The organism is Pseudomonas sp. DVZ6, from assembly GCF_024259445.1.
Classification (GTDB): Bacteria; Pseudomonadota; Gammaproteobacteria; order Pseudomonadales; family Pseudomonadaceae; genus Aquipseudomonas; species Aquipseudomonas peradeniyensis.
Genome location: NZ_JANCLM010000009.1, coordinates 28506 through 43432 on the forward strand (window position 1 = coordinate 28506; position 14927 = coordinate 43432).

The 14927-nt window shown below is 66.4% G+C and carries 10 protein-coding genes; 7 read left to right on the plus strand and 3 right to left on the minus strand.

Annotated elements, in window-relative coordinates:
• The first annotated feature begins 47 nt into the window (after positions 1 to 47).
• The 4 genes from NMG10_RS07205 to NMG10_RS07220 all read left to right on the plus strand — a co-directional run bounded on the left by NMG10_RS07205 (position 48) and on the right by NMG10_RS07220 (position 8566).
• Positions 48 to 2084 carry a methyl-accepting chemotaxis protein gene (locus NMG10_RS07205; protein WP_254464102.1) on the plus strand — a complete coding sequence of 679 codons (2037 nt, stop codon included), beginning with the start codon at positions 48 to 50 and terminating at the stop codon, positions 2082 to 2084.
• Positions 2081 to 7378, plus strand: a complete 5298-nt coding sequence (locus NMG10_RS07210; protein WP_254464072.1) for an Hpt domain-containing protein — start codon at positions 2081 to 2083, stop codon at positions 7376 to 7378. Before NMG10_RS07205 ends, NMG10_RS07210 begins: the two co-directional genes overlap by 4 nt.
• On the plus strand, positions 7371 to 7844 hold the full coding sequence (locus tag NMG10_RS07215) for a chemotaxis protein CheW (RefSeq protein ID WP_234561929.1): 474 nt from the start codon (positions 7371 to 7373) through the stop codon (positions 7842 to 7844). Before NMG10_RS07210 ends, NMG10_RS07215 begins: the two co-directional genes overlap by 8 nt.
• A gap of 104 nt (positions 7845 to 7948) precedes the next feature.
• Positions 7949 to 8566: a hemolysin III family protein gene (locus NMG10_RS07220; protein ID WP_203648298.1), complete on the plus strand. Its 618-nt coding sequence runs from the start codon at positions 7949 to 7951 to the stop codon at positions 8564 to 8566.
• Here the strand turns inward: NMG10_RS07220 and NMG10_RS07225 are convergent.
• From NMG10_RS07225 to NMG10_RS07235, 3 genes are all read right to left on the minus strand, one after another.
• Positions 8563 to 9282, minus strand: a complete 720-nt coding sequence (locus NMG10_RS07225; protein WP_203648296.1) for a 16S rRNA (uracil(1498)-N(3))-methyltransferase — start codon at positions 9280 to 9282, stop codon at positions 8563 to 8565. The genes NMG10_RS07220 and NMG10_RS07225 overlap by 4 nt on opposite strands.
• A gap of 176 nt (positions 9283 to 9458) precedes the next feature.
• A complete protein-coding gene (locus NMG10_RS07230) occupies positions 9459 to 10865 on the minus strand; it encodes an adenosylmethionine--8-amino-7-oxononanoate transaminase (RefSeq protein WP_254464073.1) in 1407 nt (468 codons plus the stop codon).
• Between the two features lie 73 nt (positions 10866 to 10938).
• The gene (locus NMG10_RS07235) at positions 10939 to 11334 is read right to left on the minus strand and encodes a hypothetical protein (RefSeq protein WP_203648292.1); all 396 of its coding nucleotides are present in this window, start codon (positions 11332 to 11334) and stop codon (positions 10939 to 10941) included.
• Between the two features lie 241 nt (positions 11335 to 11575).
• Between NMG10_RS07235 and NMG10_RS07240 the strand changes: the two genes are divergently transcribed.
• The 3 genes from NMG10_RS07240 (at position 11576) to NMG10_RS07250 (ending at position 14802) form a co-directional block, all read left to right on the plus strand.
• Positions 11576 to 13408: an NAD(P)/FAD-dependent oxidoreductase gene (locus NMG10_RS07240; RefSeq protein ID WP_232856278.1), complete on the plus strand. Its 1833-nt coding sequence runs from the start codon at positions 11576 to 11578 to the stop codon at positions 13406 to 13408.
• A 229-nt stretch (positions 13409 to 13637) separates the two neighbouring features.
• Positions 13638 to 14189, plus strand: a complete 552-nt coding sequence (locus NMG10_RS07245; protein WP_069016035.1) for a cytochrome b — start codon at positions 13638 to 13640, stop codon at positions 14187 to 14189.
• Positions 14190 to 14223: 34 nt separating this feature from the next.
• Entirely contained in the window at positions 14224 to 14802 is a 579-nt protein-coding gene (locus NMG10_RS07250) for a YceI family protein (protein ID WP_254464074.1), read from the plus strand.
• Positions 14803 to 14927 lie beyond the last annotated feature (125 nt).

Here is a 14927-nt window from a genome sequence, read left to right on the forward strand (position 1 = left end):
TTTTCGACGTGAACAAGCCAGGACCTTCCGTTGCCACCGCCGGCGTTTTGCCAGCCGCCGTGGCTCAGCGCCCGCGCAGCACCGCGCAGATCACCGTGCTGTTCGTGGTGCTGATCCTGTCGATCGTCCTGCTGTTCGCCAACTTCGCCTACCTCAACACCCAGGCCAACCACGACAAACAGTACATCGGCCATGCCGGCGAGCTGCGCGTGCTGTCCCAGCGCATTGCCAAGAACGCCACCGAGGCGGCGGCGGGCAAGGCACTGGCGTTCAAGCTGCTCAGCGATGCGCGCAACGACTTCGAGCGGCGCTGGAGCTACCTGCGCGAGGGCGACAAGACCACCGGCCTGCCCCCCGCGCCGGTGACGGTGCGCGACGAGATGGACGCGGTGCGCCAGGACTGGGAGAACCTGCGCAAGAACACCGACACCATCCTCGCCAGCGAACAGACCGTGCTGTCGCTGCACCAGGTCGCGGCCACCCTGGCCGAGACCGTGCCGCAATTGCAGGTCGAGTACGAGAAGGTGGTGGAGATCCTGCTGCAGAGCGGCGCGCCGGCCAATCAGGTGGCAGTGGCCCAGCGTCAGCTGCTGCTGGCCGAACGCATACTTGGTTCGGTCAATACCGTGCTTGCCGGCGACGAGACCTCGGTGCAGGCCGCCGACGCCTTCGGTCGCGACGCCAGCCGCTTCGGCCAGGTGCTCGAAGGCATGCTCGCCGGCAATCCGGCGATCCAGGTCACCCGGGTCGAGGACGCCGATGCCCGGGCACGGCTGGCCGAGATTGCCGAATTGTTCCAGTTTGTCTCGGGTTCGGTGGACGAGATCCTTGAAACCTCACCCGAACTGTTCCGGGTGCGCGAGGCCGCCGGCAATATCTTCAGCCTGTCGCAGACCCTGCTCGACGAGGCCTCGCACCTGGCCAACGGCTTCGAGAACCTGGCCGGTGGGCGCACCCTGGACACCGTCGGCGGCTACGTGCTCGGCCTGCTGGCGCTGGCCTCGATCATCCTCATCGGCCTGGTGATGGTGCGCGCCACTCACCGCCAGCTGCGCGAGACCGCCGAGAAGAACGAACGCAACCAGCAGGCGATCATGCGCCTGCTCGACGAGATCGAGGAGCTGGCCGACGGCGACCTGACCGTCACGGTGTCGGTCACCGAGGACTTCACCGGCGCCATCGCCGACTCGATCAACTACTCGGTCGACCAACTGCGCGACCTGGTCGCCACCATCAACCACAGCGCCGAGCAGGTCGCCGCCGCCGTGCAGGACACCCAGAACACCGCCCGCCAGTTGGCCAAGGCCTCCGAGCACCAGGCCGAGCAGATCAGCGAGGCCTCCGAGGCGGTGGGCGACATGGTCGAGTCGATCGACCGGGTCTCGGCCCACGCCTATGAGTCAGCCAAGGTGGCCGAGCGCTCGGTGGCCATCGCCAACAAGGGCAACGAGGTGGTGCACAACACCATCCACGGCATGGACAACATCCGCGAGCAGATCCAGGACACCGCCAAGCGGATCAAGCGACTGGGCGAGTCCTCCCAGGAGATCGGCGACATCGTCAGCCTGATCGACGACATTGCCGAGCAGACCAACATCCTCGCCCTCAACGCGGCGATCCAGGCTTCGCTGGCCGGCGAGGCCGGTCGCGGCTTCGCCGTGGTCGCCGACGAGGTGCAGCGCCTGGCCGAGCGATCCTCCTCGGCGACCCGGCAGATCGAGGCGCTGGTGCGGACCATCCAGGTCGACACCAACGAGGCGGTGATTTCCATGGAACAGACCACCGCCGAAGTGGTGCGTGGCGCGCGCCTGGCGCAGGATGCCGGGGTGGCCCTGGCGGAAATCGAGGGCGTTTCGCAGACCATGGCTGAACTTATCCACAGTATCTCCGACGCCGCCCAGTTACAGACCTCCTCGGCGGGGCAAATTTCCCACACCATGGCGGTGATCCAGCAAATCACTGCGCAGACCTCCGCCGGCTCCGGCGCCACCGCCGACAGCATCCGCCATTTGGCGCGCATGGCCAGCGAGATGCGCCGCTCGGTGTCCGGCTTCACCTTGCCCAAACCGGTGGAGCGCTCGTGAACGAGGCGAACCTGAACGCGCCCGGCGAGCGTCACGACACGGTGGCCCTGGCCTGGACCAAGGCGCCGATCCTCGATTGCCTGGGTCAGGCGCGTCAGGCCCTGGAGCGCTTCTCGGCGGAGCCGGGCGACCTGTCGATGCTGGCGTTCTTCGTCGACAACCTGCACCAGGTCCACGGCTGTCTGCATATGCTCGCGCTGCCGGGCGCGATGCGCCTGGCCGAGGAGCTGGAACTGCTCGGGCGGGCCATGGCCGACGGCCAGGTGAGCCCGCGTGGCGATTGCCTGGGCGCGCTGTTCCGCGGGCTCGAGCAATTGCCGCCGTACCTGGACCGCCTGCGCGGCGCGCGCCACGACCTGCCGTTGGTGGTGATGCCGCTGCTCAACCAGCTGCGGGTCTGCCGAGGCGCCGAACCCCTGGCCCAGGGCAGCCTGCTGGGTGACCTGGGGCAGCGGCTGGCCGGCGCGGCGGACCTGGCCAACCTCGACCTGTCGCTGGGCAGTTGGCGTGAGCACATGCAGGCCGGCGCCGGGCGCGATGCATTGCGCTCGGTAGTGATGGCCCTGTGCGACGACCTGATGCGCATCAAGGATCGCCTCGACCCCTTCGTCGGCGGCGAGCGTTCGCCCAGCGAGTCACTGGAGTCGCTGCTGCCGCCCTTGCGGCACGTGGCCGATACCCTGGCGGTGCTTGGCTTCCAGCAGCCGCGGCGGGTGATAATCGACCAGGTGCTGGCGTTGCAGGCACTGGTCGAAAAAGACGGCGGCGTGGACGAGGCTGTGCTTATGGATGTCGCCGGGGCACTGCTGTATGTCGAGGCCACCCTCAACGGCATGGTTGGTCCGCTGGAGGAAATCAGCCCCGGCAGCCTGCCCGGCTCGGACCTGGCCGAAATCCGCCAGCTGGTGCTCAACGAATCGCTCAACGTGCTGCAACAGTCCAAGGACCTGATCGGCGATTGCCTGGAGTCCGACTGGTCACGCCAGCGTCTGCAAGCCCTGCCCGGGTTGCTGCAACAGGTGCGCGGGGCGCTGGCGATGCTGATGCTGCCAGCCGCCGCCGAGGTGTTCGCCGGTTGCGCGGGCTATGTGCAAGGCTGGCTGGTGCACCTGGAGGATGAGCCGCAAGCGGACGAACTGGCGCACCTGGCCGATGCCCTGAGTGCCGGCGAGGCCTGGCTGCAATGGCGGGTGGCCGATCCGCTGGCCGACGCCCAGTGCTTCATCGACATGGCCCACGCCAGCTTGTCCGCGCTGGGCGTGCAGTGCGTGCGCGACACGTCAGTCGCGGGCGGTGAGCAGGCGCTGGATGGTATCGACGATGAGTTGCGCGAGGTGTTCCTCGAAGAGGCTGGCGAGCTGCTCCCGGAAATCGAGCGCCAATGGCTGCGCTGGCGAGCCGACAACGGCCTGCGCGAGGCGTTGATCGAGGTGCGCCGGGCACTGCACACGCTCAAGGGCAGCGGGCGGATGGTCCATGCCGAAGCCGTGGCCGAGCTGGCCTGGGGCGCCGAGCACCTGCTCAATCGGGTGCTGGAAGGGCGCATCGTGCTCAGCGCCGAAGGCCTGGTGGCCCTCCAGCAGGTGTTCGTGCGCCTGCCCGACCTGCTTGCTGATTTCGCCGCCAGCCAGTTGCCGCCCACGGCCGAGATCGAGCAGCTGGCCGGGCACCTGCATGCGCTGGCGCTCAACGACACGCCGGTCAGCGCCAGTATCGATGGCCTCGATCCGCACTTGCTTGAGATCTTCCGCAACGAGGCCCAGGGCCATTTGGCCGGGCTCGATGGGTTCCTGCAGACGGCCGACGGCCAGGGCATCGCGGTCAACGACAGCCTGCAACGCGCCCTGCACACCCTCAAGGGCAGCGCTGCCATGGCCGGCGTGATGCCGGTGGCGGAGCTGGCCACCGCCCTCGACCGCCTGGTGCGTGAATACAAGGGGCACCAGTTACCCCTGCAAGTGGCCGAGATCGAACTGCTGGAGGCGGCTCGCTCGCTGTTGCACCTGGGCCTGGCCCAGCTGGGCAGCACGCCGCTGGCGCCGATCCCCGGGGCCGCCGGGCTGATCGAACAGGTCGGGCAGACGGTTGACGCCCGGTTGGCCCAACTGCAGGCCGAGCCGCATCCGCCGCGCCGGCTCCGGCGCGATCCGCAGCTGACGGCCACCTTCCTGACCATGGGCATGGATATCCTGCTCGATGCCGAGGCGCGGCTCGCCAACTGGCAGGGCGATCCCACGCAACACCATGAGTTGCACCTGCTGCTCGAGGAGATGACCACCCTCGGTCACGGCGCGCACCAGGCCGAGCTGTGGCAGGTGGATGAGGTCTGCGAAGGGCTGCTCGACCTGTACGGTGCGGTGGAGGAGGGCAGCCTGGCCGTCACGCCGCGCTTCTTCGCCGTTGCCCGGCAAGCCCATGAGGCGCTGCTCGACCTGTTCGACGAGATAGCCGCCGGCCAGGACCCGAATCCCCGGCCCGAATGCCTGGCGGCCCTGCATGGCCTGCTCGATGATGCCCTCGACCCTGCAGCATTGGGTTTGGTCGGGGCGAACGGCGTCACGGTGCTTACGGCTCCAGGCGAGTTGCCGGACCCGGCGCTGGTCGAGCTGTTCCTCGAAGAGGCCGGGGATATCCTTGACGGTGCCGACCAGGCCTTGCGGCAATGGAAGGCCGATCCGGACAGCCTGTCGCCGCTGTCGGCGCTGCAGCACGATGTGCTCACCCTCAAGGGCGGGGCACAGATGGCGGCGATCGGCGCCGTCGAGGTGCTGGCCCAGGAGCTGGCGCTGCTCTACGAAGGCTTGGTGGACCGCCGGCTGGGTGCCAGCCCGGCACTGTTCGAGCTGCTCCGGCGCAGCCATGACGCCCTGGCCGAAATGCTGCGCAGCCTGCGCGAGGGCCAGGCACCGCTGTCGGCGGTGGCGTTGCTGGGCGAATTGCGTGAGTTCCGCCACAGCGCCCCGCCTCCCGTCACCTCCGAGCCGCAGGACGACAACGAAGAAACCGAGAGCGACAAGGAACTGCTGGAGGTCTTCCTCGAAGAGAGCTCCGATATTCTCGAGAGCGCGGCCGAGTCCCTGGCGCGCTGGCAGGCCGATCCGCGCAACACGGTCGAGGTGGAGAACCTGCTGCGCGACCTGCACACGCTCAAGGGCGGCGCGCGCATGGTCGAGATCACCGCCATCGGCGACCTCGCCCACGAACTTGAATTCCTCTACGAACTGCTGGCCGCCGGACGCCTGCCGTCGACGCCGGCCTTGTTCAGCCTGCTGCAGAACTGTCATGACCGCCTGGCGCACATGCTCGACGCAGCGCGCCTGGGCGAGCCGCTGCATACGGCCACGGCGCTGATCGACTACATCCGCAACTTCTCCAGCGCCGCGCTGACCGACAGCGTGGCCGGCCAGCCCCAGGCCGAACCAGCTCCCGCCGAGGCCACGGCTGTCGCTCCCGAGCGGGCGGGCGACATGGTCAAGGTTGATGCCGAGCTGCTCGACGACCTGGGCAACCTGGCCGGTGAGCATTCGGTGATCCGCGGGCGCATCGAGCAGCAGGTCAACGATGCGCAGTTCGCCCTCAACGAGATGGAGACCACGCTGGAGCGCATGCGCGATCAGCTGCTGCGCCTGGACATCGAGACCCAGGGGCGGATTTCCAGCCGTCACCAGTTGGAGGGTGACGCCTATGACGATTTCGACCCCCTGGAGATGGACCGCCATTCCCAGCTGCAGCAATTGTCGCGGGCGCTGTTCGAGTCCACCTCGGACTTGCTCGACCTCAAGGAAACCCTGCTGCAGAGGGCCCAGGAAGCCTACAGCCTCCTGCAGCAGCAGGCGCGGGTCAACAGCCAGTTGCAGGAGGGCCTGACCGCCACCCTGATGGTGCCCTTCGAGCGTCTGGTGCCCCGTTTGCAGCGGGTGGTACGGCAGGTGGCCAGCGAGCTGGGCAAGCAGGTCGAACTGGTGGTCGGCAACGCCGAGGGCGAGCTCGACCGCAGCGTGCTCGAACGTATGGTTGCGCCCCTGGAGCACATGCTGCGCAATGCCGTCGACCATGGCCTGGAAGCTCGCGAGGCGCGCCTTGCGGCCGGCAAACCGGAGCAGGGCACCATCCACCTGAACCTGCTGCACGAAGGTGCCGACATCGTCATCGAGATGAGCGACGACGGCGCCGGGGTACCGCTGGAGGCGGTGCGCAACAAGGCGATCAAGCGTGGTCTGCTCGATCCGCAGGCGCGCCTGAGCGACCACGAGATCCTGCAGTTCATCCTGCGCCCCGGTTTCTCCACGGCCGAGAAGATCACCCAGATCTCCGGGCGCGGCCTGGGCATGGACGTGGTCCATGAAGAGGTCAAGCAACTGGGCGGCTCGATGAGCATCGAGTCCAGCCCCGGCAAGGGCGCGCGTTTCCTGATCCGCCTGCCGTTCACCGTGTCGGTGAACCGGGCGCTGATGGTGCACGTGGAGGACGAGCAGTACGCCATCCCGCTGAACACCATCGAGGGCATCGTGCGCGTGCCGCCGGCGGAGCTGGAGGCCTGTTACCGGCTCGACCCGCCACGCTACAGCTATGCCGGCCACGATTACGCGCTGCGCTACCTCGGCGACCTGTTGCAGGGCGGCGGCCAGCCCGGGCTGCTGGGGCAGAGCGTGCCGCTGCCGGTGCTGCTCACCCATTCACACGAGCAGTCGTTCGCCATCCATGTGGACAGCCTGTCGCCCAGCCGCGAGATCGTGGTCAAGAGCCTCGGCCCGCAGTTCGCCGCGGTGCCGGGGCTGTCTGGCGCCACCCTGCTGGGGGACGGGCGGGTGGTGCTGATTCTCGACCTGCTCGGCCAGTTGCGCGGCCAGCAACGGCGCCTGGCGCGCCTGCCGGGCGTGGCCGAGGGGGCGCATGGGCTGACTGGCCCGGTGCCCCGGCGGCCATTGCTGGTGATGGTGGTGGACGACTCGGTGACCGTGCGCAAGGTCACCAGCCGCCTGCTCGAGCGTCACGGCATGAGCGTGCTGACGGCCAAGGACGGCGTCGATGCCATGGCGCTGCTCGAGGAGCACCGTCCGGATGTGCTGTTGCTGGATATCGAGATGCCGCGCATGGATGGCTTCGAAGTGGCCACGCGGATCCGCCGCGATGAACGCCTGAGCCAGCTGCCGATCATCATGATCACCTCGCGTACCGGCCAGAAGCACCGCGACCGGGCCATGGCCATCGGCGTCAATGAATACCTCGGCAAGCCGTATCAGGAATCGGTGCTGCTGCAGAGCATCGCCCACTGGAGCAAGCCCCATGCTTGAGCATATTGCCGGCCAGCGCAGCAGCCTGACCGGGTTGCTGCTGCCCCTGGGCGACCGCACCCTGGTGTTGCCCAACGTGGCGGTGGCCGAGCTGATCGGTCACCGTGTCATCGCCTGCGAACCGGGGGAGCCGGCCTGGCACCTGGGCTGGGTGAACTGGCGCCAACAGCGGTTGCCACTGATCGGCTTCGAGGCCGCGTGTGGCGGGCAGACTTCCTGCGGGGAGCGGGCGCGGGTGGTGGTGCTCAACGCCCTGGGGGATACCGGGCTGCGCTACCTGGCGCTGCTGCTGCAGGGGATTCCGCGCTCGTGCAAGCTCGACAGCCAGCTGAATTATGTCGATGTGCCGTTGGCAGGGCTGGAGCTTGCGGCGGTGCAGGTGGGCGAACAGGTGGCGCGGGTGCCTGACCTGGCGGGGTTGGAAAGATTGGTGCGTGACGCGCAACTGCAACCTGTAGCCGACTAGGATGGTGTCTGGGCGGGCCCTATCGCGGGGCAAGCCCGCTCCCACGACAAGGTGTGGGAACGGCCTTTCAGGAACCCGACGGGCGTAGCGAGGTCTTTGCTTGCATGTACCATGGTGAACGTTTCAACGCCTGGACCCACCTGGTCGGTGCGGTCCTGGCCTGCATTGGCGCGGTCTGGCTGATTGTCGTGGCCGGTCTGCAGGGTGATCCCTGGAAGATCGTCAGTTTCTCCATCTACGGCTTCACCCTGCTGTTGCTCTACAGCATCTCTACCCTCTACCACAGCACTCGCGGGCGGGCGAAGCGCATCATGCGCAAGCTCGACCACCTGTCGATCTACCTGCTGATCGCCGGCAGCTACACGCCCTTCTGCCTGGTCAGCCTGCGCGGGCCCTGGGGCTGGAGCCTGTTCGGGGTGGTCTGGGGGCTGGCGTTGGTCGGCATGTTGCAGGAGATCAAGCCGCGCTCGGAGGCGCGGATCCTGTCGATCGTCATCTACGCGCTGATGGGCTGGATCGTGCTGGTGGCGGTCAAGCCGCTGCTGCACAGCCTGGGCGGCGCCGGCTTTGCCTGGCTGGCGGCCGGCGGCGTGTTCTACACCGTCGGCATCATTTTCTTTGCCTTCGACAGCCGGTTCCGCCACTGGCATGGCATCTGGCACCTGTTCGTCATCGCCGGCAGCCTGATGCACTTCGTCGCGGTGTTCTTCTACGTGTCCTAGAAATCGCCCCACAACTGCTGCGCCACCGACAACGCAACTACCGGCGCGGTCTCGGTGCGCAGTACGCGAGGGCCAAGGCGGGCGGCGTGGTAGTTGCTGGCCTTGGCCTGTTCGACTTCTGCATCGCTCAGGCCCCCCTCCGGGCCGATCAGGAAGGCCAGCTTCGCGGGTTTTTCATGGCTGGTCAGCGGCTCTGCCACCGGGTGCAGCACCAGCTTGAGGTCGGCCTCGGTGCCCTTGAGCCATTCGGCCAGGGTGACCGGCGGGTGGATCACCGGCAGGGTCGAGCGGCCGCACTGTTCGCAGGCACTGATCGCCACCTGGCGCCAGTGGGCCAGGCGCTTGTCGGCGCGCTCGTCCTTCAGGCGTACTTCGCAGCGTTCGCTGACGATCGGGGTGATTTCGTTGACGCCCAGTTCGGTGGCCTTCTGGATCGCCCAGTCCATGCGCTCGCCGCGGGACAGGCCCTGGCCGAGGTGAATGTGCAGCGGCGAGTCGGCCTGGCCGGGTAGGGCCTGGTCGAGGCTGACGCGCACGCTTTTCTTGCCCACCTCGAGCAGTTGGCCGAGGTATTCCTGGCCGCTGCCGTCGAACAGCTGCACGGCGTCGCCGGCGGCCATGCGCAGCACGCGGCCGATATAGTGGGCCTGGGCTTCGGGGAGCTCGTGCTCGCCGAGGCCAAGCGGGGCGTCGATGAAGAAGCGGGAGAGTCTCATGGTTCTACTCGGAATCGGAATGGGGGCAACGTCCCTGTAGGAGCGGCCTTGTGTCGCGATAGGGCCGCAAAGCGGCCCCGGCAATTTCTGCTGCGAAGCTGAAAACCTGGGGCTGCTCCGCAGCCCTTTCGCGGCACAAGGCCGCTCCTACAGGGGGCTGTGAGAAGGCATTGGGCCTAGCCCGGATCGCGGAAATCGGGGTGGAAATCGGCCGGTACAGCCACGCTGACGTGATCACGGGTGGCAATGTCGATCCCTTCGCTGGCCACCTCGGCCAGGAAGTCGATCTGCTCCGGGGTGATCACGTAGGGCGGCAGGAAGTACACCACGCTGCCCAGCGGACGCAGCAGCGCGCCCCGGCTCAGGGCATGCTCGAAGACCTTCAGGCCACGGCGCTCCTGCCAGGGGTAGGCGACTTTGCCGGCCTTGTCCTGGACCATCTCGATGGCCAGGGCCATGCCGGTCTGGCGGATCTCGGCGACATGGGCGTGATCGGCCAGGTGCGCGGTGGCGCTGGCCATGCGCGCCGACAGGGCCTTGTTGGCCTCGATGACGTTGTCCTGAGCGAAAATGTCCAGGGTCGCCAGGGCTGCGGCGCAGGCCAGCGGGTTGCCCGTGTAGCTGTGCGAGTGGAGGAAGGCGCGCAGGGTCGAGTAGTCGTCGTAGAAGGCCTGGTACACCTTGTCTGTGGTCAGGCAGGCGGCCAGGGGCAGGTAGCCGCCGGTCAGGGCCTTGGACAGGCACAGGAAGTCGGGGCGGATGCCGGCCTGTTCGCAGGCGAACATCGTGCCGGTGCGGCCGAAGCCCACGGCGATTTCGTCGTGGATCAGGTGCACCTCGTAGCGGTCGCAGGCCTCGCGCAGCAGTTTGAGGTACACCGGGTGGTACATGCGCATGCCGCCGGCACCCTGGATCAGCGGCTCGACGATGACCGCGGCGATGCTGGCGTGATGTTCGGCCAAGGTCTGTTCCATGGCCGCGAACATGTTTCGCGAATGCGCCTCCCAGCCCATGCCTTCGGGGCGCAGGTAGCAGTCCGGGCTCGGCACCTTGATGGTGTCCAGCAGCAGGGCCTTGTAGGTCTCGGTGAACAGCGGCACGTCACCCACCGACATCGCCGCGATGGTCTCGCCGTGGTAGCTGTTGGTCAGGGTGACGAAGCGCTTTTTCTGTGGTTTGCCGATGTTATGCCAGTAGTGGTAGCTCATCTTCAGCGCCACTTCGATGCAGGAGGAGCCATTGTCGGCGTAGAACACCCGCTCCAGGCCGGCCGGTGTCATCGCCACCAGGCGTTCGGACAGCTCGATCGCCGGCTGGTGGCTGAAACCGGCGAGGATCACGTGCTCGAGCTGGTCGACCTGGTCCTTGATGCGCTGGTTGATGCGCGGGTTGGCATGGCCGAACACGTTGACCCACCAGGAGCTGACCGCGTCCAGGTAGCGCTTGCCCTCGAAGTCCTCGAGCCACACGCCCTCGCCGCGGCGGATCGGGATCAGCGGCAGCTGCTCGTGGTCTTTCATCTGGGTGCAGGGGTGCCACAGGACCTTGAGGTCGCGTTGCATCCACTGTTCGTTGAGGCCCATGGGCACTTCTCCTGGCGTTACGGCTCGGTTTGACCGCGTAAGCCTAAGCAATGCCGGAAGGCAGGACAACCGCTCAGTGACGCCAGGCCGGGCGCCATTCCAGCTGGCGTATGTGCACGGTGCACAGCGGCAGGGTGGAGAGGACCAGGCGATCCAGGGGGCCGGGCACGTCGTGCCAGAAGGAGCCGAGCGTGGCGGGACCGGGCATGAACTCGGTGTAGTCATGGTCGCGCAAGGTCAGCCAGTAGGCGGTCGAAACGGCGCTGCCTAGCGTATTGATCTCCACTTCGAGCAGCAGGCAATCGACCGTCTGGCCGAAGATGATCTCGATATCGCACTGGCCTCGGACGACCAGTTCCGTACCGCTACGCCCTTCGTCGGTCTGGTAGCGCGAACTGTAGGCGGTGCCATTGGAGATGATGCTCAGGCCCGTGGGGGTGCGCCAGGTGATTTCCGGCATCGGTGCCAAGGGCTGCCACCTGGCAAAATCTTCCGTGTAGATCACCGCTGTTTCTCCGGCCTGATTCTGGAGTGCGAGCCAAGCCTGCCTGCCCTTGCGACAAACGGCTACTGACAAAATTACCAGTTGCCAAAAGCACTTGATGTCACTGCGGTGGCAGGGTGGGCAGAGGTGACGTATTCTTAACGCATCTCTCCCGGGGCATTCTTCCCCGTCTCTTCTATCGCTTCTCTAACCGGAGTTCGCCATCATGGCTGCTGCTTGGGTGCGCCTGTGCGCGTTGGTATTGATCGGGGTGTCCAGCGGTGCCGCGCTGGCCAAGGACAAGACGGCGATCGTCGTCGGTGGTGGCCTGGCGGGCCTGACCGCGGCCTACGAGCTGCAAGGCAAGGGCTGGCAGGTCACCTTGCTCGAGGCCAAGTCAGGGATGGGCGGGCGTTCGGGGCTGGCCACCAGCGAGTGGATTGGCAACAGCAAGACCCAGCCGGTGCTCAACCAGTATCTGGAGCAGTTCAAGGTCGGCACCTTGCCGGCACCGGAGTTCGTGCGTAACCCCGGCTACCTGATCGACGGGGAGTATTTCAGCGCCGCCGACCTCGCAACCAGGCAACCGGCCACCGCCGAGGCCCTCAAGCGTTATGAGAAGACCCTCGACGACCTGGCCCGCTCCATCGAGGACCCGTTGAACCCGGCGGCCAACAGCACCCTGTTCGCCCTTGACCAGATGAACGTGTCCACCTGGCTGGACAAGCTGCAACTGCCGGCGACCGCCCGTCAGCTGGTCAACCAGCAGATCCGCACCCGTTACGACGAGCCATCGCGCCTGTCGCTGTTGTATTTCGCCCAACAGAGCCGTGTCTACCGCAACGTCAGCGACCGCGACCTGCGCGCCGCGCGCTTGCCGGGCGGCAGCCCGGTGCTGGCCCAGGCGTTCGTCAAGCAGCTCAAGACCATCAAGACCAGCTCGCCGGTCACCGCCATCGTCCAGGACAAGGACGGGGTGACGGTCAAGGTCGGTGCCGTGGGTTACAAGGCCGATTACCTGGTCATGGCCGTGCCGCTGCGGGCCCTGGCCAAGATCCAGATGACCCCGGGCCTGGACAACCAGCACCTGGGCGCCTTGAAGGGCACCAACTACGGCTGGCGCGATCAGCTGATGCTCAAGTTCAAGAACCCGGTATGGGAAAGCCGTGCGCGCATGTCCGGCGAGATCTTCTCCAACACCGGCCTGGGCATGCTGTGGATCGAACCGGCGCTCAAGGGCGGCGCCAACGTGGTGATCAACCTGTCCGGCGACAATGCTCGCCTGTTGCAGGCCTTCGGTGACAAGCAGATGGTCGACCAGGTGCTGATCCGCTTGCACGCCTTCTACCCGCAGGCCCGTGGCGCCTTTACCGGTTACGAAGTGCGCCGTTACAGCACTGATGCCGGTATGGGGGGCGCCTACCTGGCCTACGGCCCTGGGCAGATCAGCAAGTACTGGCGCCTGTGGGAGCGTCCGGTTCAGCGCATTGCCTTTGCCGGCGAGCATACCGACGCGCTCTACCCCGGTACCCTCGAAGGCGCCCTGCGCAGCGGCCAGCGCGCCGCGAGCCAGGTTCAGGACCTGGCTGCGGGCAAATCCTTCGACCCGGCCAAGGCCGCACCGGTTGCCGCCGCAGCCGCTGCGGGCGCGGTCGTGGCGAAGGACAAGGGCGGGTTCTTCTCCAACCTGTTCGGTGGTGGCTCCGACAAGGCCCCGGCCAAGGCGGAGCCTGTGAAGGTCGAGGAGGCCAGGCAGGACAAGCCAGGCTTCTTCTCGCGTCTGTTCGGTGGTGCTGACAAGCCAGAGGTCAAGGCCGCGCCGATCGCCAAGGCCGAGGAGATTGCGCCGGTGCCTGCCGCGGCCCCCGCGCCTGTCGCTCCGGCGCCTGTGGCCAAGGAGGAACCGGTGAAGCCGGCCGCCACCAAGCCAGCCCCAGCCAAGCCTGCGGCCAAGCAGGCGCACAAGCCCGCCGCCAAGCCGGCGCCGGTGAAGAAGGCCACCGCCAAGTCGGAACCGGCCAAGAAGCCAGTGGTCAACAGCCAGGCCAAGGCCGGCTGATCTTTCGACAGGCAATTGCCCTGTCTCCTGTGGGAGCGAGCAAGCCCGCTCCCACAAATTTGCCGACGGTGGCAAGCTCCTACCAAACGACTATCGTTAATGTTTCCTTAATAGGAAGCTTGCACACTAAATATCGGGTTTTTAGATAATCCGAAGCAATTTTTTACGCTTTTATTCGATGCGTTACGCGCTAGTCTTGTGCACAGCTTTCACGGGGAAACACGCCAACATGCAACTGCGCAACTCATCTTCCCGCTATGGCCTGGTCAGCATCGTCCTGCACTGGGGCGTGGCGCTGGCGGTCTTCGGCCTGTTCGGCCTGGGCCTGTGGATGGTCGGTCTCGACTACTACAGCCCTTGGCGCAAGACCGGGCCCGATCTGCACAAGAGCATCGGCCTGGTGCTGCTGGCCGCCATGCTGCTGCGCGTACTCTGGCGTTTCATCAGCCCGCCACCGCCGGCGCCGGCCAACCATGGCAAGGTCACCCGCCTGGCCGCCAAGCTGGGCCACCTGGCGCTGTACCTGGGTCTGTTCGCGGTGATGGTCGCCGGCTACCTGATTTCCACCGCCGACGGTGTCGGCATTCCGGTGTTCGGCCTGTTCGAAGTGCCGGCGCTGATCAGTGACCTGCCTGACCAGGCCGATACCGCGGGGGTGATCCACCTGTGGCTGGCCTGGGGCCTGGTGATTTTCGCGGTGCTGCATGCCCTGGCGGCACTCAAGCACCATTTCATCGACCGTGACGCGACCCTGACCCGCATGCTGGGCCGCAAAGCTTGACTCTCAACCTCAATTGCAAAGGAAGGAAGTAAGGATGTTGAAAAAGACTTTTGCCGCTCTGGCGCTCGGTACCGCCCTGATCTCCGCCGGCCAGGCCATGGCCGCCGAATACAAGATCGACAAGGAAGGCCAGCACGCGTTCGTTGACTGGAAGATCAGCCACCTGGGCTACAGCTTCATCCACGGCACCTTCAAGGACTTCGACGGCAACTTCACCTGGGACAGCGCCAAGCCCGAGGCCAGCAAGATCAGCGTCGACCTGAAGACCGCCAGCCTGTGGTCGAAGCACGCCGAGCGTGACAAGCACATCGCCAGCAAAGACTTCCTCGATGTGAAGAAGTACCCGGATGCCAAGTTCGTCTCCACCAGCGTCAAGTCGACCGGTGAGAAGACCGCCGACGTCACTGGCGACCTGACCCTGCACGGCGTGACCAAGCCGGTCACCTTCAAGGCCGTGTTCAACGGTGAAGGCAAGGACCCGTGGGGTGGCGAGCGTGCCGGCTTCAACGCCAAGACCACGCTGAACCTGAACGACTTCGGGATCAAAGGCCCAGGCCCGACCTCTCAGACCCTGGATCTGGATATCAGTGTCGAAGGTGTGAAGCAGAAGTAATTAGCGTTAGCTGAATGACCGAGGGGCCGCTACGCGGCCCTTTCCGGCCGGTCCGACGCCTCGGCAAGGCCGCTCCTACAGGTTCAGTGCAGCCCTTTGGCTTAGCGCGGTACCTGTAGGAGCGG

What these genes read in the sequence shown, in the direction of transcription:
- NMG10_RS07230 (WP_254464073.1), bottom strand. Translation starts at nt 10,865, where the DNA reads ATGGGCCTCAACGAACAGTGGATGCAACGCGACCTCAAGGTCCTGTGG.
- NMG10_RS07215 (WP_234561929.1), top strand. Translation starts at nt 7,371, where the DNA reads ATGCTTGAGCATATTGCCGGCCAGCGCAGCAGCCTGACCGGGTTGCTG.
- NMG10_RS07240 (WP_232856278.1), top strand. Translation starts at nt 11,576, where the DNA reads ATGGCTGCTGCTTGGGTGCGCCTGTGCGCGTTGGTATTGATCGGGGTG.
- NMG10_RS07250 (WP_254464074.1), top strand. Translation starts at nt 14,224, where the DNA reads ATGTTGAAAAAGACTTTTGCCGCTCTGGCGCTCGGTACCGCCCTGATC.
- NMG10_RS07245 (WP_069016035.1), top strand. Translation starts at nt 13,638, where the DNA reads ATGCAACTGCGCAACTCATCTTCCCGCTATGGCCTGGTCAGCATCGTC.
- NMG10_RS07225 (WP_203648296.1), bottom strand. Translation starts at nt 9,282, where the DNA reads ATGAGACTCTCCCGCTTCTTCATCGACGCCCCGCTTGGCCTCGGCGAG.
- NMG10_RS07220 (WP_203648298.1), top strand. Translation starts at nt 7,949, where the DNA reads ATGTACCATGGTGAACGTTTCAACGCCTGGACCCACCTGGTCGGTGCG.